Here is a 20,552-nt window from a genome sequence, read left to right as displayed (position 1 = left end):
CCCCCTGTTAACGGCTACGGCTGAGCGCGGGCGGGCGCGTCGGCGGGCGGTCGGGCGTGCCGGTTGGGCGGTCGGGCATGCCGGCGGCAGTGGGCTCGCGCGCGTTCCGTCAGGCGCGGATGGTCAGGTGCGGTCGGTCAGGTGCGGTCGGTCAGGCGCGGTCCGTCAGGCGCGGTCGGCGGGCAGCAGGTCGGCGAGGACGGCCGTCACGTTGTCCGGGGCGCCAGCCTGGTGGGCGAGCTTGATGAGCTGCTCCGCGCAGTGCTGCTGGTCGGCGTACCCGATCAACGCCTGGCCGATCGTGTCGTCATCCACGAAGTCCGACAGCCCATCGCTGCACAGCAGCAGCCGGTCGCCGGCCTCACCCGGCAGCGTGGCCACCGCCGGAGCCACGTCCTGCCCCTGAACGGCGCGGGTAACCATTGAACGCTGAGGATGCCTCCGTGCCTCCTCGGGAGTCAGCACCCCCTCGTCGACAAGCGCCTGCACGAACGTGTCGTCCCGGGTGAGCTGATGGAGCCGGCCGTCCCGGAGCAGATAGCAGCGCGAGTCGCCGACGTGGGCGAGGACCAGCTGGTCACCGGCCAGCCGTACGGCCGTGACTGTCGTACCCATGCCCTGGCTGGTGGGGTCGTCCCCGGCGGCCAGTCGGATCCGCCGGTTGGCCTCGGCCACCGCGGTCGACAACTCGGCCTCGACCGTCGCGGCCGACAGCTCGGCCTCGACCTCTGTGGTCGACAGCCCGGCCGGCGGGCCCGCAGCCGCCGACGGGTCCGTGCTCGACGGGTCCGTGGCTGAGGGGTCCGTGGCCGACGGGTCCCCGGCGGCCGGCCGATCCAGCGGGGCGAGCGCCGCGATGGCGATCTCACTGGCCACCTCGCCCGCCGGTAGACCACCGATCCCGTCCGCGACCGCGACGAGCCAGTCGCCGGCGTACGCCGCGTCCTCGTTGTTGGACCGTACCAGCCCGGGATCGGTGGCACTGGTCGTACGCATGATCAGGGTCATGTCCGCAAGCTTGCCAAGGATGCCCTTGGCTTGTCTCTACGAACTACTACGTAAGGTTGAATGATGATGCCGGTGTCCATGGTGGGACGCGAGGTCGAGCTCGCCGAGTTCACCGGGGCGTGGACCGGGCTGACCGCCGGCCACGGATCCACGCCGCGCACCGTGCTGGTCACCGGCGACGCGGGGGTCGGCAAGAGCCGCCTGGTGACCGCCGCCCTGGACGCGCTCACCCCCCGGCCGTCGCTGGTGCTCTCCGGTGCGGCCCGGGTACACAGCCCCGCGCCGTACGACTGGTTGGCCGCGGTACTCACCGGCTACGACCTCGACGCGTTGCCCCTGCCGGCGGACGCCGTGGCGTGGCTCGCGCAACAACCGAACGCGCCCCGGGAACGGTACGCTCCCGCGACCCTGCTGCGGCTCGCCGTACGCACGGTCCGGATGCTGGTCGGCGCCGGCCCCGCGGTGCTGGTGGTGGAGGATCTGCACGCGCTCGATCCGGCCAGCCTCAACCTGGTGGGCGAGCTGGCCGTCGCGGCCGAACTGCCGGTACTGCTGGTGGTGGCCAGCCGGCCTCCGGAGGTCGCCCTCTCACCCCAGCTCGCCGCCCGTACCGTCGCCCGGCTCACCGGTACGCCGGGGACGGTCCGCCAGCACCTCAGGCCGCTCACAATCGCCGAGGTGGCCGAGGTGCTGTGCCAGGTGTACGCCGGGGTGCCGGTGCCGGACGAGGTGGCGGTGGGGGTGTGGCGGCGCACTGCCGGCAACCCGTACCAGCTCACCGAGCTGCTGGCCACGACCTCCGGGACCGAGCCGCTGGCGCTGCTGGACGGTACGCTTCCGGCCCACCTGAGGCTGCCGCGTCAACCCGTGGCCCGAGCCGTGAAAGCCGTCGAGCCGTTGTCCGGCGAGCTGACGGCCCGGGAACGTCAGGTGCTCGGCTGCCTGGCCGCCGGAATGTCCAACAAGCAGGTGGCGCGGTCGCTGTCCATCTCCGTCCGGACGGTGACGGTGCATGTCTCCAACCTGCTCCGCAAGACCGGAACGGCCTCCCGGACCGAGGCCGCGCTGTGGGCGCTGCGGCACTCGGTGGAACTGGACTGATCCGTGGGCTGGACCGATCCGGGACCGCTTCGGAACGGGCCGGGGTCAGGACTCCTCGGCGAGCTCGGCCCCGGGAACCGCCAGCTCGACGGTGTCCTCGCGGACCCGGGCGATCTGCTCGGCCCGTACGTACCGGTCGCCGCCCGTCAGGCCCCCCGGGTCGACCCGCAGGTAACCGTCCCGCAGCAGCCGCGCGGCCAGATCGGCCGGTACGTCCGGCTCGTCGCCGGAGTCGGTGTGCGGCACCTTGCCGGCGAGCACGCCGGCACCGTCGGGTGGCTCCTGCGCGGTGACCGCGTTCGGGTCGCCCATCCGGACCTCGGTGACCGTTCCGATCTCCGCTCCGGTCACGTCGACGACGCGCATGCCGTCGGTGGTCTGGGCGATCGGGTGGGCGGTGGTGGGGACGTCAGGCTGCATGGCGGTCCGGTTCCCGGCCGCTCGGCCGGCTAAACCGGGCACCCGGGACGATCTCCCCGCCCGCCCGGAGTTCCGCCCGAAAATCTCCGGCAACCCCGCCTCGAAGTCGAACACACGTTCGATAAGGTGCGGCCATGGAACAGCGTAGACACTGGTGGAACGGCAAATGGGGGCGGCTGGCCCGGCGTGACGTCCTGCTCCGGGTGGACGCCGACCGCTGGCACGTGGAGCAGCGGGCCGGCGGCGCCGAGGGCATCTCCCGGTTCTTCGAGTACGACACCGAGGACGCCGCCTACGACGCCGTCCGGGCCCTGCTGACCGGATCGGACGCCTGGCGCGAACTCACGCCCCGCCCGCCCGGCTGAACGCCAGCACCCTGCCGCCCCGGCCGCGCTCGCCGTCCGACAGGCCGGCCGCGCTCGCCGTCGCGGTCCGGGCCGCGCGCGCCGGGGCGGGCGTTAAGAAGGGGCCCTTCCTATACAAAAAGCGATAAGAAGGCGCCCTTCCTTTCGCGGTCAGCGGGGGTCGGTGCCTGGCTGGCGTTCCCGGCTGAGCAGGTCGTCCAGCGCGCTGCGCTGCTGCCCGGGTGCCCGGCCGGCCGCGACCAGCGCGTCCCGGATCTCGGTGAGCAGCTTGACCTCCTCGCTGGGTGCGGCCGGCGGCGGCTCCTCGCCACGCTTGCGCCGCTCGGCCAGCTTGTTCATCGGGAAGACCACCAGGAAGTACAGCGCGGCGGCGGTGAGCAGGAAGGTGATCACCGCGTTGACGAAGCTGACCCAGTCGAACGGGATGCCGCGGATCTCGGGGCTGCTGCCCTCGATGCCGTTGCTCTTGCCGGTGATCAACAGGATGGTCAGCCGGATCAGCGGTTCCAGGAAGGACTTGGTGAGGGCCGTCACCACCGCGGTGAACGCGGCGCCGATGACGACGCCGACCGCGAGGTCGACGACGTTTCCCCGCATGATGAAGTCTTTGAAGCCCTTGAACATGCCCACTCCCGCGCCGGCCGGTTGATTACCGGGAGACCCTATTCCTCGGTGGGCACTTCGAGAAACGCGCCCGCCTCGTCGGCCGCGCGGGCCGGATCGCCGGTCCGGATGGCGGCCACGAGTCGATGGTGATCGATGTAGAGGTCAGGGCGCAGTTCGGGGCCGATCGCGTCGGCCAGGCTGGCCCGCAGGGCCGCGCCGAACGAGGCGTACAACCCGGCCAGGATGCCGTTGTGGGCCGCCGCCACCACGGCGGTGTGCAGCGTCGCGTCGGCCTCGACGAAGTCGGCCAGCCGGCCGGACTGCCATGCGGCGTCGCGGTCGGCCAGCGCCCGGTCGAGCGTCGCCAGGTCCTCGGCGGTACGGCGGGTCGCGGCCAACCGGGCGGCCTCGACCTCGAACGCCCGGCGTACCTCGACGACCTCGGCGGTCCGGGCGTCGGCGACCCGCCGGGCCACCGCCCCGGCCAGTTCGTCGGTACCCACCACGTACGTTCCGGAGCCCTGTCGGCACTCCAGCACGCCGGCGTGGACGAGCGCCCGGACGGCCTCCCGGACGGTGTTCCGGCCTACCCCGTACGCCTCGACCAGCCGGGGTTCGGTGGGGATCCGGCTGCCGAGCGGCCAGGTGCCGGCGGCGATCTCCGCGCGGAGCCGGTCGATGGTCTGCCGGATGCGGGTCTGTCGCGGCTCTCCGCTCGGCCGGGAGTCCGTGGGAGGGGAATCGACCGACCGTGTCATCGGTTACAACCTCGGTCCAAATTCATCCCATGATTGTAGGGTCACCGATATGACACCGCCACGCCCCATCCTCACCCCAACTGCCCCCGTCGTGGTGGCTGGCCCGGATGGCGGCGTGTCGAGCCAACCGGACGGCGGCGTGTCGAGCCAACCGGACGGCGGCGTGTCGAGCGAACCGGACGGCGCCGCTGTGTCGGGCCAGCCGGATGGCGGCGTGCCGGGTCAGCCGAACGATGCCGGCCGGGCCGCCGCGCCCGGCCGGATCGTCGGACTCGCCCTGGTCGCGCTGCTGCTGGTGGCGGTCAACCTGCGGGCCGCGATCACCAGCCTGGGTGCACTGCTCGACGAGGTACGCACCGGACTGCACCTGTCGGCCGGACTGGCCGGTCTGGTCACCACGCTGCCGACCGTCGCGTTCGCGGCCGTCGGCGCGTTGACGCCGTGGCTGGTCCGCCGGTTCGCCCCGGCCCGGGTGCTGGTGGTCGCCATGACCGCCCTCACCGTCGGCCAACTGCTCCGGGTGGTCACCGGATCCGCACTGGTGTTCCTGCTCACCAGCGCGCTCGCCCTGGCCGGCATCGCGGTCGCCAACGTCCTGTTGCCGATGCTGGTCAAGCAGCACTTCGCACACCGGGCCGGCCTGGTGACCGGGGCGTACTCGATGTCACTGACCCTCGGCGGCACGGTGGCCGCCGCCACGGCCGTGCCGCTCGCGCACGCCTTCGGCTCCTGGCGGGCCGGCCTGGGTGCCTGGGCCCTGATGGCGTTGCTGGCGGTCGCCGCGCTGGTGCCGCTGACCCGGCGGGGGCGTCGGGCGGGCCGCTCGGCCGGCGGCCAGGTGGAGCCGAGCCGGGTACGCCCGGCCCGGACCCGGCTGGGCTGGGCCATGGCGATCTACTTCGGCACCCAGTCACTCGGGGCGTACGCGATCATGGGGTGGCTGGCCCAGCTGTTCCGGGACGCCGGCTACCGGGCGGAGGCCGCCGGGCTGCTGCTGGCCGCGGTGAGCGCCCTGGGTATGCCGGTGGCCCTGGTCATGCCGGCCCTGGCGACCCGGCTGGGCACCCTCCGCCCGCTGGTGCTCGGGTTGGCCGCCGCGACCGGCATCGGGTACGTCGGTCTGGCCCTCGCGCCCAGGTCCGGCGCGGTGCTGTGGGTGCTCATCCTCGCCGTGGGGCAGAGCGCGTTCCCGCTCGCGCTGGCGGCCATCGGGCTGCGCGCCCGTACCTCGCACGGCACGGTGGCGCTGTCCGCCTTCACCCAGAGCACCGGTTACCTGATCGGCGCGCTCGGTCCCCTGCTGGTCGGCCTGTTCTACGCGGCCACGGGTGGCTGGACACTGCCGATCGGCTTCCTGCTCGGCGCGCTCGCCGTGCAGACCGTCGCCGGCCTGGCGATCGCCCGGCCCCGCTTCGTCGAGGACGAGTGACCGTACGTTCCGCTGTCATCCAGTTCGGTGACCGGCGGCGTGCGGCGGCGTGAGACGTGCGGCGGCGCGCGGCGGCCGGCGTTGTCCGGCACCGGCGTTTCCCCGGCGTACCGCCGGATGTTCAGCTCGGCGCCGGGCTCGGCTCGCCGCTGACGGCCGCCTCCACCGTCGGGTACGTCTGCAGCACCTCGACCAGCCCGCTGACCTCCAGGATGCGCAGCACCCCTCGTTGCGGAGCCGCCAGCCGGACCACGCCGCCGGCCTCGTCGCTGCTGTTCTTGGCGCGTACGAAGACCGACAGGCCGGTCGAGTCGCAGAACGACACCTCCGCCAGGTCGAAGACCAGCCGGCTGCGCCCCTTTTCCAACAGGTCCGTGATCTGGTCCTGGAGCTGGGGCGCGGTCGCCATGTCGAGCTCGCCCGCGACCGATACGACGACGACGTCGCCGCGTTGTTCGGTGTTCACCGTCAACGACATTCGGACCTCCTGTACTCGGTCGAACCGTACCCGACCGAGTGGGACGTACGCAGGATGGGATGGGAGGGGATTACGCCGGCCTGACGACCAACGGAGCCGGTGTCCGTATCACCGGACCCGATTCCCCACCCGGGTGTCCGCTTCGCCACTTCAGGGCCGGTCCAAGCTGATTGCTTGGTGACAACTAGCTAAGGTTCGCCGATGGTAGAGTCCGGCCGGTCCGGCTCCAGGGCGGTACCGGGTCCGGCTCTCAGGGAGGTAGCGGTGGCGCTCAACGCGGAAGAGAGCGGGCGGTTCGCCGGCCTGCTGGACGAACACTCCGACCGGATCGTCAAACGGTGGACGGAGGTCGTCGGGCGTTCCCTCCGGGGCCGGCTCAGCCAGGCCGAGCTGGACCGGCAGATCCGGGAACTGCACGAGGCCCTGGCCGCCTCGCTCCGGGAGGGCGCGGCCGGGCACGGCTTCGATCTGCAGTCCGACATCGCGGGTGAACTGCGGGCGGTGCTGTCGGACCTGTCCCGGTCCCGCGCCCGTCAGGGGTTCAGCGCCACCGAGACGGCGATCAGTCTGTTCGCCCTCAAGGACGCCGTCCGCGAGGTGCTGACCGCGGCCGGCGGTACCAACCCGTTCGACGACTTCGTCACGTACGGCGCGCTGGTCGACGACCTTGGCCTGTTCACCTTCGAGAGCTACTCCCGGGCCCGCGAGGAGCTGGTCGCGGACCAGGCCGAGCAACTGCTGGAGCTGTCCACGCCGGTGGTGAAGCTGTGGGAGGGCGTCGTTGCGGTGCCGCTGGTCGGCACCCTGGACTCGGCGCGGGCCCAGGTGGTCATGGAGCGGCTGCTCCAGACGCTGGTGGACACCGGCTCCCCGTACGCGATCATCGACATCACCGGTGTGCCGGCGGTGGACACCCAGGTCGCGCAGCACATTCTGAAGACCGTGGTGGCCGCCCGGCTGATGGGGGCCGACTGCATCATCTCCGGCATCCGCCCGCAGATCGCCCAGACCATCGTGGCGTTGGGCATCGAGTTCGGCGACATCGTGACCAAGTCGAGCCTGGCCGACGCCCTGCGACACGTGCTCCGGCTGAGCGGCGTCGACACCCAGCGGCGTTCCACCCGGCGGGAGTCCTGATGGATCGGGTACCGGTCCTCAAGATCGGGGACGTCCTGCTGGTCTCCATCCAGGTGGACATGTCCGACCAGACGGCGCTCACCCTGCAGGAGGACCTCGCCGACCGGATCGTCGCGACCGGGTGCCACGGTGTGATCATCGATATCACCGCGCTCGACATCGTGGACTCGTTCATCGGCCGGATGCTGTCCACCATCGCCTCCATCTCGAAGGTCCTGGACGCCGAGACCGTGGTCGTCGGGATGCGTCCCGCGGTCGCGATCACCCTGGTCGAGCTGGGCCTGTCGCTGAACGGCATCCGGACCGCGCTGAACGTGGAACGGGGCATGGACCTGATCAACGCCAGTCGCGAGGACCTGGTGCCGGCCGACGCCGACCCCGACCCCAGCGACCAAGAACCGGTGGCGTCGTAGTCATGACCGCCGAGCTCGGTCTCGGCCGCCCCCAGGTCCAGACCATCACCGCCGATGAGGACGTGGTCCGGGTACGCCAGTTGGTGCGTACCGTGGCCGTGGCGGCGAAGCTGTCCCTGGTAGACCAGACCAAGCTGGTCACGGCGGCCAGTGAGCTGGCCCGCAACACGCTCGTCTACGGCGGGGGCGGGTCGGTCGAGGTCTACTCCCTCGACGGTGGCCGGCGGCGTGGCGTCCGGATCGTCTTCGTCGACTCCGGCCCGGGCATCGCCGACCTCGACCTGGCGCTGACCGACGGCTACACCACCGGCGGTGGCATGGGACTGGGACTCAGTGGTGCCCGCCGGCTGGTCGACGAGTTCGAGATAGACACCGCCGTCGGGCGGGGGACCAGGATCGTCATCACCAAGTGGTCCCGATGACCCTGGAGCCCGACGACCTCGACGACGACGGCGTCTGGTTCCGGGTCGAGCCGGGCAGCACCGCGAGCGCGGTCCGGCGGACGGCGGAACGGCTGGCGGCCCGGCTCGAACTGGGCTCGGACCAGACGGCGAAACTGTCCATCGTCGTCGCCGAACTGACCAGCAATCTGGCCAAGCACGCCGACGAGGGCGTCCTGTTGGTGCGTCCGGTGCGCCGGGACGACACCGCCGGGGTGGAGCTGGTGGCGATCGATTCCGGGCCCGGCATGACCGACCTGGACAGCTCGGGCCGGGACGGCCACTCGACCGCTGGCACCCTGGGCATCGGGCTCGGCTCCATCTCCCGGCAGGCCAGCTGGTACGACGCCCACTCGGTGCCCGGTCGGGGCACGGTGGCGGCCGCGCAGATCTGGCCGACCGGCGTGCCCGCCACCGCGTGGGGCGCCGGCCTCACCCGGCCGCTGACCGGTGAGAAGGTGTGCGGCGACGGGTTCGCGCTACGGGTCCGGGAGAGCCGGCACCAGGCGCTGGTCTGTGACGGGCTGGGCCACGGGCCGCTGGCGGCGGCGGCCACCCAGGCGGCCCGGCACGCCTTCCTGACCGCACCGTGGAGTTCGCCGGCGGCGGTGGTCGAACTGCTGCACAAGGCCCTCGGCCACACCCGCGGCGCCGCACTCGCGGTGGCCGAGCTGGATTCCGTGGCGGGTGTCGTCCGGTACGCCGGCCTGGGCAACATCGCGGCCGTCCTGGTGAACGCCACCGGCCGGCGGGGGCTGGTGTCGCTGCCGGGCATCGCCGGACACCAGCGCCGACAGATCCGGGAGTACGACTATCCGTACGAGGCCGGGGACACCCTGCTGATGCACTCCGACGGGGTGTCCGACCGTTGGCGGGCGGACGACTATCCGGGCCTGTTCACCCATTCCCCGCTGCTGGTCGCCGCGACGGTGCTCCGGGACGCCGGGGTACGCCGGGACGACGCCTGCGTGCTCGTGGCGAGGCTGCTGTGACCGATCCGACCGGTCCGTCGGGTGCCGGGGCGCCCCGGTCGGACGGGGCGTCCGCCGCGCTGGTCCGGATGACGCTGCGGGTCGAACACGACATCTTCCTGGTACGGCAGCGTGGGCGCGAGGTCGCCGCCGCCGTGGGCCTGGAGTACCAGGACCAGATCCGGTTCGTCACCGCGCTCAGCGAGGTCGCCCGGCAACTGCTGTCCCGGGCCGGTGGCGCCGACGTCACCTTCCGGGTCGGCCCCGAGGACGGCCTCGGGCCGGTCCTGCGGATCGATCTCGTCTCGCCCGGCGCGGTGGACTGGGACGGGCGCGGCCCCGGATACGCCGCCGCCGTGGAACGGCTGGTGGACCGCCTGGAGGCCACCCGCCAGGACCGTACGACGGTCGTCCGGATGTGCCGCCGCATCCCGTCCTCGGCCCAACAGCTCACCCGGGACCGGATCGCGGAACTACGGGTCCGGCTCGCCGACAAGCTGCCCGGCACCCCGCTGGAAGAGCTGGTCGTGCAGAACGAGCAGTTGATCGCGGCGCTGGACGAGGTACGCAGCCAGCGGGACGAGCTGGCCGTGCTGAACGGGGAGCTGCGGGAGACCAACCAGGGTGTGATGGCGCTCTACTCGCAGCTGTCCGAGGAACTGGAGGCCACCAACCAGGGCGTGGTGGCGCTCTACGCCGAGTTGGACGAGAAGTCGGCCCAGCTCCGGGCGGCCAGCGAGGCGAAGAGCCGGTTCCTGGCCAACGTCAGCCACGAGCTACGCGCCCCGGTCACCGCGATCATGGGGCTGGGCCGGCTGCTCGCCGACTCGGCCTCCGACCCGCTCACCGCCGAGCAGGACCGCCAGGTCGAGCTGATCCGCGGCTCCGCGGCAGACCTGCTGTCCCTGGTCAACGAGCTGCTCGACCTGGCCAAGGCGGAGTCCGGCCGGATCGAGGTGAACTGGGCGGACGTCGACCTGCGGGTCGTCTTCGGGCAACTGCGCGGGACGCTGCGCGCCCTGGCCACCCGACCCGGCGTCGAGCTGGTGGTCGAGGACCCGCCGCCGGGAACCATCATCCGATCCGACGAGGTACTGCTGACCCAGGTGCTGCGTAATCTGCTGCACAACGGGTTGAAGTTCACCGAGCGGGGAGAGGTACGGATGCGAGCCGAGCGGGCGGGTGACCTGTGGCGGCTGTCGGTCACGGACACCGGTCCCGGCATCCCGGCCGAGCTGCACGGGCGGATCTTCGAGGAGTTCTACCAGGTGCCGGGGCACTCCGTCGCCGGCACGGGGCTCGGCCTGCCGTACGCGAAACGGCTGGTGACGCTGCTGGGTGGCGTCCTGAGCCTGACCAGCGAACCGGGCCGGGGCAGCACCTTCGTGGTCTCCCTGCCGGCGGACGGTGCCGGTGGCGCGGCGACGGGCGGCTGAGATGGATCTCGAACCGGCCACCATTCTGGTGGTGGACGACAGCGCCACCAAGCGCTACCTGCTGGTCAGCTGGCTCACCCGGGCCGGCTTCTCGGTCGTCGAGGCCGAAACCGGCACTGCCGCGCTGGCCCGGGTCGACGAGTCGATCGATCTGGTCGTGCTCGACGTCCGACTGCCGGACATGAGTGGCTACGACGTGTGCGAGCGGCTCAAGGCGGGCCATGCCGCGCTGCCGGTGATCCACGTCTCGGCCCACGCCGTGGACGTGGTGGACCGGGCGCAGGGGTTGACCCGGGGCGCCGACGCCTACCTGGTCGAACCGATCGAGCCGGAGGAACTGATCGCCACCGCCCAGGCGGTGCTGCGGTACTACCGGGCCCGGCAACGCGCCGAACTGCTGGCGTACCGGCTCAATCTGCTGGCCGAGACGACGCTGGCCGTGACGCTCGCACCGTCCTTCAGCACGCTGCTGGAGAACGCCGCCCGGGGCGCCGCCAAGATCTTCAAGTCGCCGGTGGCCGTGGTGGCGGAGACCGCCGACGGTGACTGCATCGCCGGGGTGTCCGACGGACCGGAGGCCACCCCGCAGATCCGGCCCTGGATCGTCGACGACCTGGGTGTGCCGGTCGGCTCGACGATCCGGGTCGACCCGGCCGCCCGCTGGGGGCGACTCGACTGGGGCGCCGAGGAACTGGTCACCGTGGGCGTCGCCAAACTGCGGGAGGACCGCGCGCCGCTCTACGTGGTGGTGCCGGAGAGCAGCCAGACGCCCGGCAACCCGGTGCTGATCCAGCTCACCCAGGCGGTGGCCGCCGCGGTCGAGGTGCAACGGTCGTACGACGAGGAGCACCGGATCGCGGTGACCCTCCAGCGCAGCCTGCTGCCCCGCCGGATCCCCCGGATCAACGGCCTCGACCTGGCGGTCCGGTACGAGCCGGCGAGCGCGCAGACCGAGGTGGGTGGCGACTTCTACGAGCTGGTGATGCTCGACGGTCATCTGCTGGTGGCGATCGGCGACGTGGCGGGCCACTCGCTGCACGCCGCCACCGTGATGGCCGAGCTGCGGCACGCCCTGCGCGCGTACGCGGTGGAGGGCCACCAGCCGGGCGAGATGCTGGCCCGGGTGGACGAGTTGATGCGTACGCTGCTTCCCGGCGAACTGGCGACCGTCTGCGTGTTGCTGCTGCACCCGCCCACCGGTCGGGTCCGGATGGCCAGCGCCGGCCACCTGCCACCGCTGCTGCACACCGACGGCCGGGTGAAGTTCCTGGAGCACCGGGCGCCCCTGCTCGGCGTCCGCGCGGACCGGCCGCCGGACCTGGAGTTCACCCTGCCGCCCGGGGCGGCGCTGGTGCTCTACACGGACGGTCTGATCGAGCGGCGGGACACCGACATCGACGACGGGCTGCGGGCCCTGGCCGCGTCGGCGGCGCGGGTCGACGACAACCTCGACCAGTTCTGCGAGCGGTTGCTGGCTGAGCTGGCGCCCGCCGAGATCCACGACGACCTCGCGCTGGTAGCCGTCCGCCGCCACTGACCCGGTGAAAGGAAGGGCACCTTGTTATCGCTTTTCGTATAGCAAGGGCCCCCGCTTAACACCCCCGGCGACGGTGCCGGCTCAACGCTCCGGCGACGGTGCCGGCTCAACGCCTCGGCGGGGAGGTCGGGTCGAGCCGCCGCTCCAGGCAGCCGATCAACTCGTGGTGCGCCGCGGCCAGGTCGGTGCTCCGTACCGGCGGCAGGCAGGCGCCCTTGGCCGTCAGCGTCACCAGCAGCGCGACCGGAGCGACCTGCCGGCGTGGCAGCGGCGCCATCATGTCGAGCAACGCCTCGCGCCAGCGTTCCTCTGCGGAGGCCACCGCCTCGGCCACCGCGTCGTCCCGGCGCGCGTGCAGCGCGATCTCGGCCATCACGTGACCCAGGTCGGGATCCCTGGCCAGCAGCGCGAAGAGCCGGTCCAGGTGTGCGCGGAGCCGCCGTACCGGATCGGGTTCGTCGGCCGGTGCGGCCTCCCGGCGGAACCGGCCGTGCGCGTGCTCGACCACCGCGCGGATCAGGCCGGCCTTGCTGCTCAGGTGGTAGTGCACGGTCGCGATGTTCACTCCGGCGGTCGCGGCCACGTCGCGCATCCGGAGGCCGTACAACCCGTTGGCCGCCACGCACCGGTACGCGGCCTCGACGATCTCGGCGCGACGCCCGGCCGCGGCCCGGGTCTCGGCCTCGGGGCCGGCTGCCACCCGGGTCTCGGCCTCGGGGCCGGCCGCCTCCGGGCGGTCCGGCCGGGCCGGCGGCCGGTCGTGTTCACCGCTGCTCACGGGGATGACGGTACGCCGAACCGGGGCTACGCTCCAATCAATCAGTTGATTGGAGTCTGTGATGGCGGAGACGAGCGGGCAGCGTCCGGCGCGACCCGGGCGGGGTCAGACGGTGTTGAACGGGATCATGCGGGCGGTGCTCGCGACGCCGCTGCTGCATCGGGTCGTGAGCAACCGCATCCTGGTCATCGACGTGGTGGGGCGGAAGACCGGCCGGCGCTACCGGCTGCCGGTCGGTTATGTCGGGACCCCGGACGGCCTGCTCATCGGGACCGGCGGACGGTGGCGGCGCAACCTGACGCCGGCCCAGGAGGTCACGGTCACCGTGGCCCGTCGACGCCGGCGGATGCTCGCGGACGTGGTGACCGACGAGGGCGAGATCACTCCGCTCTATCGCGCGATCCTGGCGCACAACCCGGTGCACGGCCGGTATGCCCGGATCCGGCACGAGGCGGACGGCACGCCGGACCCGGGTGACCTGCGGGCGGCGCTCAACCGGGGCGTCGCCGTGGTCCGGCTGCGGGCCGTGTCGAGGTAGCCCGGTGCCATACTTGGCGCCGTGTCCGCACCAGCCTCCCGCAACGTACCGGCCGGGACCCCGCCAGCGGCCGGGGACGTTCCGGCGGTGGCTGTCCGGGATCTGCGTGTCTCCTACGGGGCCGCAGTCATCTTCGACGGCTTCGAGCTGACCGTGCCGGCCGGCAGCGCACACTGCGTGACCGGCGCCAACGGCAGCGGCAAGTCGACCCTGTTGCGCTGTGTGACCGGCCTGCAGGCCGTGGACGGCGGCACCGTCCGGGTTTTCGGTCGGCCGCCGGGCCGTTCCGCCGCCTTCTGGCGGTCCGTGGCGACCACCGTCGAGGCTCCGGGCTGGTACAACGGCCTGACCGTACGCGAGCACGTCGAACTGATCCGGCTGGCCCACGACGCCGATCCGGCCGACGGCGAGCTGGACCGGCTGTTCGAGTCGCTCGGGCTCGGACCGGTGGCCGACGCCACCCCGCTCACCCTGTCCTCGGGCCAGCGACAGCGCTTCCTGCTCGCGGCGGTGCTGGCCCGGCCGAGCCGGCTACTGGTGCTGGACGAGCCGGAGCAGCGGTTGGACACCGAGATCAAGAGTGCGGTGGCGGAGCTGCTGCGGTCGTACGTCGAGGGTGGCGGCACCCTGGTGATGGCCAGTCACGACCCGGGGTTCGCCGCCGAGGTGGGCGGCGAACAGCTCACGCTGACATGAGCGTGGTCGCCCGGCCGTCGACGCTGGCGGAGCCCGGTCGGGACGTACCCGTCCGGCGGTTGCGACGCTGGGTTCGGACCCGGCGGCGGGCCGCGGGCATCGAGGGTTCGGCCAGCACCGTGTACATCGCCGTGCTGACCGTGGCGATGGCGGTCGCCCTGCTGGGCCGGACGCTGACCCCGCTGGTCTGGCCGGCCCACGCGGTGTCGCTGGCCGATCCGCGGGCCGTGCCCCCGGCCGCGCTGCTGGCGATGACCCCGCTCCTGCTGTTCGCGCTGCTGCGCCGGTTGGGGCCGCTGGCGGTGAGCCGGGCCGACCTGGCCTGGCTGTTCCTCGCCCCGGTGTCCCGGCGCGGCCTGCTGGTCCCCGGTGCGCTGGTGGCGCTGGCCGGGTCGGTGGCGGTGGGCGCGGCCGGCGCGGCGGCCGGGGTGGGTCGGTTCGCGGCGCGGCCGATCGACGCCGACATCCTGCTGCCGGCGCTGCTCGCCGGTGCGGTGACCGGCACCGTGGTGCTGCTGGCCGCCGCGTGGTCCCAGCGGTACGCCCGGCTGGGTCGGGCGCTCGACGTCGGTGCCGCCGGCCTGTTGCTGGTGCTGGCCGGCCTGGCCGCCGGGCTGGGTCGACCGACGCCGCCGGCCCCGCTGGCCGGCGGCTCCGGACCGGCGGTGCTGACGGCGCTGGCCGGGCTCGGCGCGCTGGTCGGGCTCGGGGTTCTGGTGCCCACCGCGCGGATGTTGGACCGGATGCCCGCGCATCTGGTGCGGGAGGCGGCCGAGACCCGGGGCACCTATCTCGACGCGGCCGTGGCGGTGGAGCCGGCGTTTCTGCTGGAGGCGGGCCAGCGTCGCTACTGGGGAGCGCGGGTGCTGCGTTCGGCGCGGCTGCGGGCCCTGCCGAGCTGGGCCCTGCTCGTCCAGCACGACCTGCTGGTGCTGCGCCGCCGGCCGGGCCGGCTGCTGCTGCTGGCGGTCGGGACGCTCGGCCCGGCCGTCGCGCTGGCCGGCCCCCGCTGGCTGCTGGTCGCGGTGACGCTCGGGGGCGCGCTGGCCGCCGCCACCACGACCACCGACGCGGTACGTCGGGACAGCGTCCAACCCGCGCTGCTGCGCCTGCTCGGGCTCACCGGACGGCAGGCGCTGATCGGACGGCTGGTCGTACCGGCGGTGCTGGGCGCGGTGTGGGGTGCGGCGGCGCTGACGGTGCCCGCGCTGCTCGGCGACCTGCCGGCGGGCCCGTGGTGGGCGCTGGGCCTGGTGCTCGGTCCGGCAGCCGGGGTGGCGGCGATCCGGCGGGCCCGGGTCGGGCAGGTGCGGCATGACCTGATGCCGATCGAGACCCCGATGGGCAGCCTGGCCACCGGTCCGCTGCTGTGGCTGCTGTCCGGCATCGACCTGCTCGTGCTGCTCTGCCTGCCGACCCTGCTGGTGCTGTTCGGCGGCGGTGCCCTCGACTGGCGGACTGTTCTCGTCCAGGCCGGCCTCTCGGTGGGCGGGCTGATCTTCTACGCGAACCGCAGCCGGCTGTAAGGAAGGGCACCCGACGGGTCGGCTTGACCTCGTCTATTCATTCAGTGAATAGTAGCCCCCATGTCGACCCCGCACGTGCTGCTCGGCCTGCTGTCGGCCGGACCGCTGCACGGCTACGAGCTGAAACGGGCTCACGACGCCCGGCTGCCGAGGGCCAGGCCGCTGGCCTACGGCCAGGTGTACGCGACGCTCGGCCGGCTGGAACGCGACGGCCACGTGGTGCAGCTCGGACAGGATCGCGACGCCGGCCCGGACCGCACCTCGTACGGGATCACCGAGGCTGGCCGGGCGACCCTGGTGGACTGGCTGAACTCGGTCGAACCGCCGGCCCCGTACGTCACCAGCACGCTGCTGGCCAAGGTGACCGTCGCGATCCTGGTCGCCGGGGACGACCTGGCCCGGGAGTACCTGATCGCCCAGCGGCGGGCCCACACCGAGCGGCTGCGCGAACTCACCCGGGTCAAGACCGACCCGACCGCGACCCTCGGCGACCTCGTGGCCGCCGACTTCGCCATCGCCCATCTCGACGCGGACCTCCGGTGGCTGGCGACCACCCTCGACCGGGTCACCGACTGGCACCGGGAGGTGCATGCATGACGACACTGCTGCGAGCTCGCGGGGTGGTCCGGTCGTACGGCCTGACACCGGCCCTGCGGGGGGTGACGCTCGACGTGGCCGAGGGCGAGATCCTCGCCGTCACCGGTCCGAGCGGGTGCGGGAAGTCAACCCTGCTGCACTGCCTCGCCGGCATCCTGCGCCCGGACGCGGGCGAGGTCTCCTACCGCGAGCACCGGATCGACACGTGGTCCGAGGCGGCCAGGTCCCGGTTACGGCGTACCGATTTCGGGGTGCTGTTCCAGTTCGGGCAGGTTGTTCCGGAGCTGACGGCCGCCGAGAACGTGGCGCTGCCACTGCTGCTCGCCGGCACGGGGCGGCGAGAGGCGCGGACGGCGGCGCTGAGCTGGCTTGACCGGCTCGGCGTCGCCGACCTGGCGGACAGTCGACCCGGTGCGATGTCCGGCGGTCAGCAGCAGCGGTGCGCGCTGGCCCGGGCGCTGGTCACCGAGCCTCGCGTGCTGTTCGCCGACGAGCCGACCGGGGCGCTGGACACGCTCAGCGGAGAGCAGGTGCTCGGCCAACTGGTCCGGGTGGCCCGCGAACAGGAGACCACCGTCGTACTGGTCACCCACGAGCCGCGGGTCGCGGCGTACGCCGACCGTGAGGTGGCGCTGCGGGACGGCCAGGTCGACTCCACCGGCCTCGGCTTCACCGAGTCGCAGCCGAGGGGGGCCGCCGAGGCGATCCGGCCGCTGCCGGGCCGTGCCCGGTGAAACCCGCGACCCTGGTACGACTGGCCCTGGCCGGCACCCGTACCGACACGCTCCGGGTGGTGCTGACCGGCTTCACCGCGCTGCTGGCCACCCTCACCGCGCTGGCCGCCGCCACCGTGCTGGCGATCCCCGCGCCGGCGGCCACCGACCCGGACAATCACTGGAGCGGCAACTCGGAGCAGTACCGCAATCATCTGCTGGCCGAGCCGGGACTGCGGCCCGGGTTGGCGCTCGCGCTGCTGTTGCTGCTCATCCCGGTGCTGTCGCTGGCCGGGCAGTGTGCCCGGCTCGGCGCGCCGGCCCGGGACCGGCGGCTCGCCGCGATCCGGCTGGCCGGTGCGACGCCCGGGCAGGCGGTGCTGATCGCGGCCGGCGAGGCCGGACTGGCGAGCCTGTTCGGTTCGGTCGCGGCCCTGGCCGTCTTCCTGGTCGGGCGCCGGCTGCTGGACCATCCCGGCCCGGACGGCAAGCTGGCGCTGCCGACCGACGTGCTGCCGCCGGTGCCGGTGCTGGTCGTCCTGACGCTCGGGTTGCCGCTGCTGGCCGGGCTGGTCACCGTCCTGCTGCTGCGGCGGGTCACGCTGAGCCCGTTCGGCGTGGTCCGGCGTACGGATCCGCGTGGCGTACCCGGACCGCTGCCGGGGGTGCTGATCGGCCTGGGCCTGGCCGCGTTCGCCGCCTTCAAGCCGCTGATCGAGGGCTCCGAACGGTTCCACTGGACGCTGCCCGGTTGGACGCCGCTGGCCCTGCTGATGATCGGGAACACGCTGGCGCTCCTCGGGGTGGTGCTGGGCGCCGGCTGGATCTCGTACAACACGGGACGGCTGTTGCACCGGTTCGCCCGGCGCCCGGCCACGCTGCTGGCGGCCCGGCGGCTGCTGGCCGATCCGTGGTCGGGCAGCCGGACCTTCACCGCGTTGCTGGCCTGCGTGGTGTTCGGCGCCGGCGCGGCGGCCTTCCGGACGTACTTCGCGACCAACCAACTCGTCCAGGTGGAGTCGCAGCGGATGGCCGACCTGGCCAGCGGACACGAACCGCTGCCGGCCGACCCGGACGTGTTCTTCACCCAGACGATGGACCTGGTGAACCTCGCCGTGGTGGTGGCGCTGGTGATCGCTGCCGGCGGACTGCTGGTGGCCATCGGCGAGGGGATCGTTTCCCGTCGGCGGTCGTACGCGCACCTGGTCGCGGCCGGGGTTCCGCGCGCGGTGCTCGGCCGGTCGATCGGCTGGCAGGTCCTGGCGCCCGCGGTGCCGGCGATCCTGCTGGCGCTGACCGTCGGCGCGGTGCTCGGCCGGATGTTCAACGGGGGGCGGGTCACCCAGACCGGTTCCCTCTGCGTCCCACCGGCCGGTTCGAGCTGCGCCGACCCGGCGGTCGCCGACCGGTACACCCGGTTCGTCGAGATCGACCGGCTGGTGCCCGTACCGTTCGAGCAGCTCGCCCTGGTCGGTGCCGGCGCGCTCGTGGCGGTGCTGCTCACCGCGGCGGCCGGGCTGCTCCTGCTGCGGGCCAGCACCTCGGTCGAGGAACTGCGCGTGACCTGACGCGTGGGCGAAAGGAAGGGGCCTTTGTTATCGCTTTTTGTATAGGAAGGGCCCCCTCCTAACGACTCGGGTCTCGTCGTAACCGCCCGGGTGTGTCACAGCAGCCAGCGGTCACAGGCGGATCAGAGCGCCCTTCGCCGAAGCGGAACCGGGACCGTGCAGTCGCAGCCGGACGATCCGGTCGGCGGCCGGGATGTCGTAGACGATGACCCCGCTGACCAGGTCGCCGGGATCGATGTCGGTGAGGAAGACGGGCTGGTCGGCGCTCGCCAACAGGCTCGCGGCCGGATCCGGCAGGTAGCGCTGCCCGCGTGGCCCGTACGCCTGCTGCCGGGCGTCGTCCAGGCTGACCGGCCGCCCGCCGATGTTTCGAACGTCGAGTTCAACCGCGCAGAACTGCCCGACGGCGGTCTGGTTGATGATCGGATCACCGACCTGGGTGATGCCGCACCGCACCCGGTTGACCCGGAACTCCACGGTGCCGTCCCGGACCGGCTCACCGAGTCCCACCGCGTGCTCGGTGCGGTCCCGCACCACGGACAGCAGGCTGCGTCCCCAGGTGAACAGCGCCACGGCCGCGCCGCCGTAACAGCAGACCAGGAACAGGGCCGCCACCGCCAGGATCAGCCAGGGCCGCGGACTGCGCCGGGCGGGCCGGGGGACCGGGTCGCGCGCCCGCGCCGGCTCCGCCGATACTGCCGGTGGCTGCGGGGGTACGCCGCCCAGCGGCGGTGCCTCGGCCACGGTGGCCGGACTCGACCACTCCGCCCGACCGGTGGATTCCGGTCCGGTACCGGCCGGTTGGGGTTCGGGTGCCGCCGGTGTGGTCAGCTCGGGGCCGCGGTCGGCCGGTTCCGGCGTGGTCATCGCGGTCTCCCGGGATCTGCGGCGTTTCGCCTGATCCTAGGCTTTTGCCGCTACCTGGGCCCGGCTTTGTCGCAGCCCCGCCACGCCAGCACCGCCCTCACCCCTGCGGTTGGGCCCGCCCCTGCGGCTGGGCTCGGACCTGCGGTTCGGCTCGGACCTGCCGCTGGGCCGGGCGAGTCGGACGGGTGTGGGTCAGGATGGCCAGATGGATCTGGTCAGCCTGGCAGAGGTGCGCGCGGCGGCCGACAGCGTCGCCGGTCGGATCATCCGTACGCCGTTGCTGCCGTCCCGGTGGGACGAGCGGCTGTGGATCAAACCGGAGAGCCTGCAACCGGTCGGTTCGTTCAAGCTGCGCGGGGCCACCCACGCGGTGGCCCGACTCTCCTCCGCCGAACGGGCCCGTGGGGTGGTCACGCACTCCTCCGGTAACCATGGCCAGGCGCTCGCCTGGGCCGCGCGGGCGGCGCACGTGCCGTGCACGGTGGTGATTCCCGAGGGGGCGCCGGCGGTCAAGGTGACGGCGGTCCGGCGGCTCGGCGCCGAGGTGCTGCTCGTGCCGCCCGCGCGCCGGCTGGTCGAGGCGAACCGGATCGTGGCCGAGAGCGGGGCGACGCTCGTCCCGCCGTACGACGATCGGCGGATCATCGCCGGACAGGGCACGGTCGGGCTGGAGATCGTCGCCGACCTGCCCGAGGTGTCCGTGGTGCTGGTGCCGGTCGGCGGTGGTGGCCTGGCCTCCGGGGTGGCCACCGCGATCAAGGGGCTGCGACCGTCGACCGCCGTCATCGGGGTCGAGCCGGAACTCGCGGCGGACGCCCGGGCCTCGCTGGCGGCCGGCGAGCTGGTCGTCTGGGGACCGGAACTCACCTACCGGACCGGCGCGGACGGCCTGCGGACCAACCTTTCCGAGCTGACCCTGGCGCATCTGGCGGAGCGGCTGGACGCGATCGTGACGGTGACCGAGGAGGAGATAACCGCGGCCCTCGTCCGGCTCGTTCGCGAGAGCCGGCTGGTGGTGGAGCCGAGCGGGGCGGTGGCCACCGCGGCGGCGATGTTCCGGAGTGCTGACCTGCCGGGCGGTGCCACGGTGGCCGTCGTGAGCGGCGGCAACGTCGACCCGGCCGTCCTCGCCGCCGCCCTGGCCGACTGACCGCCCACCCCAACCCAAAA

General features: G+C 73.0%; 23 protein-coding genes. 16 read left to right on the top strand and 7 right to left on the bottom strand.

Annotated elements, in window-relative coordinates; all coding sequences use genetic code 11:
* Nucleotides 1–165: 165 nt before the first annotated feature.
* The gene (locus ACXN5W_RS13710; protein ID WP_473158629.1) at nt 166–1,008 is read right to left on the bottom strand and encodes a PP2C family protein-serine/threonine phosphatase; all 843 of its coding nucleotides are present in this window, start codon (nt 1,006–1,008) and stop codon (nt 166–168) included.
* A 66-nt stretch (nt 1,009–1,074) separates the two neighbouring features.
* On the opposite strand from ACXN5W_RS13710, the gene ACXN5W_RS13705 reads away from it, so the two are divergent.
* The gene (locus ACXN5W_RS13705; RefSeq protein ID WP_473158682.1) at nt 1,075–2,109 is read left to right on the top strand and encodes a response regulator transcription factor; all 1,035 of its coding nucleotides are present in this window, start codon (nt 1,075–1,077) and stop codon (nt 2,107–2,109) included.
* 45 nt (nt 2,110–2,154) lie between these two features.
* Here ACXN5W_RS13705 and ACXN5W_RS13700 read toward each other — a convergent pair whose 3' ends face one another.
* The gene (locus ACXN5W_RS13700) at nt 2,155–2,529 is read right to left on the bottom strand and encodes a hypothetical protein (protein WP_473158628.1); all 375 of its coding nucleotides are present in this window, start codon (nt 2,527–2,529) and stop codon (nt 2,155–2,157) included.
* A gap of 134 nt (nt 2,530–2,663) precedes the next feature.
* On the opposite strand from ACXN5W_RS13700, the gene ACXN5W_RS13695 reads away from it, so the two are divergent.
* Nucleotides 2,664–2,894 (top strand): hypothetical protein, encoded by a 231-nt coding sequence (locus tag ACXN5W_RS13695; protein ID WP_473158627.1) that lies wholly within the window; start codon nt 2,664–2,666, stop codon nt 2,892–2,894.
* Between the two features lie 150 nt (nt 2,895–3,044).
* On the opposite strand, the gene mscL is transcribed toward ACXN5W_RS13695, so the two are convergent.
* Together mscL and ACXN5W_RS13685 are read right to left on the bottom strand one after the other, a co-directional pair.
* Nucleotides 3,045–3,518, bottom strand: a complete 474-nt coding sequence (mscL, locus tag ACXN5W_RS13690) for a large conductance mechanosensitive channel protein MscL (RefSeq protein ID WP_473158626.1) — start codon at nt 3,516–3,518, stop codon at nt 3,045–3,047.
* Nucleotides 3,519–3,556: 38 nt separating this feature from the next.
* Nucleotides 3,557–4,258 carry a FadR/GntR family transcriptional regulator gene (locus ACXN5W_RS13685; protein WP_473158625.1) on the bottom strand — a complete coding sequence of 234 codons (702 nt, stop codon included), beginning with the start codon at nt 4,256–4,258 and terminating at the stop codon, nt 3,557–3,559.
* A gap of 49 nt (nt 4,259–4,307) precedes the next feature.
* Here ACXN5W_RS13685 and ACXN5W_RS13680 point away from each other — a divergent pair, with 49 nt between their 5' ends.
* Nucleotides 4,308–5,687, top strand: a complete 1,380-nt coding sequence (locus tag ACXN5W_RS13680) for an MFS transporter (RefSeq protein WP_473158624.1) — start codon at nt 4,308–4,310, stop codon at nt 5,685–5,687.
* Nucleotides 5,688–5,808: 121 nt separating this feature from the next.
* Here the strand turns inward: ACXN5W_RS13680 and ACXN5W_RS13675 are convergent, their stop codons facing one another.
* The gene (locus ACXN5W_RS13675) at nt 5,809–6,165 is read right to left on the bottom strand and encodes an STAS domain-containing protein (RefSeq protein ID WP_473158623.1); all 357 of its coding nucleotides are present in this window, start codon (nt 6,163–6,165) and stop codon (nt 5,809–5,811) included.
* 264 nt (nt 6,166–6,429) lie between these two features.
* Between ACXN5W_RS13675 and ACXN5W_RS13670 the strand changes: the two genes are divergently transcribed.
* The 6 genes from ACXN5W_RS13670 (at nt 6,430) to ACXN5W_RS13645 (ending at nt 12,099) form a co-directional block, all read left to right on the top strand.
* Complete coding sequence (locus tag ACXN5W_RS13670) at nt 6,430–7,302, top strand: STAS domain-containing protein (protein ID WP_473158622.1); 873 nt, start codon at nt 6,430–6,432, stop codon at nt 7,300–7,302.
* Complete coding sequence (locus ACXN5W_RS13665; RefSeq protein WP_473158621.1) at nt 7,302–7,715, top strand: STAS domain-containing protein; 414 nt, start codon at nt 7,302–7,304, stop codon at nt 7,713–7,715. Before ACXN5W_RS13670 ends, ACXN5W_RS13665 begins: the two co-directional genes overlap by 1 nt.
* 2 nt (nt 7,716–7,717) lie before the next feature.
* Complete coding sequence (locus ACXN5W_RS13660) at nt 7,718–8,137, top strand: ATP-binding protein (RefSeq protein ID WP_473158620.1); 420 nt, start codon at nt 7,718–7,720, stop codon at nt 8,135–8,137.
* Nucleotides 8,134–9,147, top strand: a complete 1,014-nt coding sequence (locus ACXN5W_RS13655) for a SpoIIE family protein phosphatase (RefSeq protein WP_473158619.1) — start codon at nt 8,134–8,136, stop codon at nt 9,145–9,147. The genes ACXN5W_RS13660 and ACXN5W_RS13655 overlap by 4 nt, the downstream gene beginning before the upstream one ends.
* 68 nt (nt 9,148–9,215) lie before the next feature.
* Entirely contained in the window at nt 9,216–10,562 is a 1,347-nt protein-coding gene (locus ACXN5W_RS13650) for an ATP-binding protein (RefSeq protein WP_473158681.1), read from the top strand.
* A 1-nt stretch (nt 10,563) separates the two neighbouring features.
* Nucleotides 10,564–12,099 carry a SpoIIE family protein phosphatase gene (locus ACXN5W_RS13645; RefSeq protein ID WP_473158618.1) on the top strand — a complete coding sequence of 512 codons (1,536 nt, stop codon included), beginning with the start codon at nt 10,564–10,566 and terminating at the stop codon, nt 12,097–12,099.
* 106 nt (nt 12,100–12,205) lie between these two features.
* Here the strand turns inward: ACXN5W_RS13645 and ACXN5W_RS13640 are convergent, their stop codons facing one another.
* Nucleotides 12,206–12,877: a TetR/AcrR family transcriptional regulator gene (locus ACXN5W_RS13640; protein WP_473158617.1), complete on the bottom strand. Its 672-nt coding sequence runs from the start codon at nt 12,875–12,877 to the stop codon at nt 12,206–12,208.
* 61 nt (nt 12,878–12,938) lie between these two features.
* Between ACXN5W_RS13640 and ACXN5W_RS13635 the strand changes: the two genes are divergently transcribed.
* The 6 genes from ACXN5W_RS13635 (at nt 12,939) to ACXN5W_RS13610 (ending at nt 18,515) form a co-directional block, all read left to right on the top strand.
* Complete coding sequence (locus ACXN5W_RS13635) at nt 12,939–13,415, top strand: nitroreductase family deazaflavin-dependent oxidoreductase (protein WP_473158616.1); 477 nt, start codon at nt 12,939–12,941, stop codon at nt 13,413–13,415.
* A gap of 87 nt (nt 13,416–13,502) precedes the next feature.
* Nucleotides 13,503–14,111 (top strand): ABC transporter ATP-binding protein, encoded by a 609-nt coding sequence (locus tag ACXN5W_RS13630; protein WP_473158680.1) that lies wholly within the window; start codon nt 13,503–13,505, stop codon nt 14,109–14,111.
* Nucleotides 14,108–15,637 carry a DUF6297 family protein gene (locus ACXN5W_RS13625; RefSeq protein WP_473158615.1) on the top strand — a complete coding sequence of 510 codons (1,530 nt, stop codon included), beginning with the start codon at nt 14,108–14,110 and terminating at the stop codon, nt 15,635–15,637. The genes ACXN5W_RS13630 and ACXN5W_RS13625 overlap by 4 nt, the downstream gene beginning before the upstream one ends.
* A gap of 60 nt (nt 15,638–15,697) precedes the next feature.
* Nucleotides 15,698–16,234 carry a PadR family transcriptional regulator gene (locus ACXN5W_RS13620; protein WP_473158614.1) on the top strand — a complete coding sequence of 179 codons (537 nt, stop codon included), beginning with the start codon at nt 15,698–15,700 and terminating at the stop codon, nt 16,232–16,234.
* Nucleotides 16,231–16,968, top strand: a complete 738-nt coding sequence (locus ACXN5W_RS13615; RefSeq protein ID WP_473158613.1) for an ABC transporter ATP-binding protein — start codon at nt 16,231–16,233, stop codon at nt 16,966–16,968. The genes ACXN5W_RS13620 and ACXN5W_RS13615 overlap by 4 nt, the downstream gene beginning before the upstream one ends.
* The gene (locus ACXN5W_RS13610; protein WP_473158612.1) at nt 16,965–18,515 is read left to right on the top strand and encodes an FtsX-like permease family protein; all 1,551 of its coding nucleotides are present in this window, start codon (nt 16,965–16,967) and stop codon (nt 18,513–18,515) included. The genes ACXN5W_RS13615 and ACXN5W_RS13610 overlap by 4 nt, the downstream gene beginning before the upstream one ends.
* 111 nt (nt 18,516–18,626) lie before the next feature.
* Here the strand turns inward: ACXN5W_RS13610 and ACXN5W_RS13605 are convergent, their stop codons facing one another.
* The gene (locus tag ACXN5W_RS13605; protein WP_473158611.1) at nt 18,627–19,382 is read right to left on the bottom strand and encodes a DUF4352 domain-containing protein; all 756 of its coding nucleotides are present in this window, start codon (nt 19,380–19,382) and stop codon (nt 18,627–18,629) included.
* A gap of 205 nt (nt 19,383–19,587) precedes the next feature.
* Between ACXN5W_RS13605 and ACXN5W_RS13600 the strand changes: the two genes are divergently transcribed.
* The gene (locus tag ACXN5W_RS13600) at nt 19,588–20,532 is read left to right on the top strand and encodes a threonine ammonia-lyase (RefSeq protein WP_473158610.1); all 945 of its coding nucleotides are present in this window, start codon (nt 19,588–19,590) and stop codon (nt 20,530–20,532) included.
* The last annotated feature ends 20 nt before the right edge of the window (nt 20,533–20,552 follow it).

Source organism: Plantactinospora sp. A48, assembly GCF_055793945.1.
The sequence above is the reverse complement of the archived record's forward strand: the minus strand, read 5'-3'. Positions and strand labels throughout refer to the sequence as shown.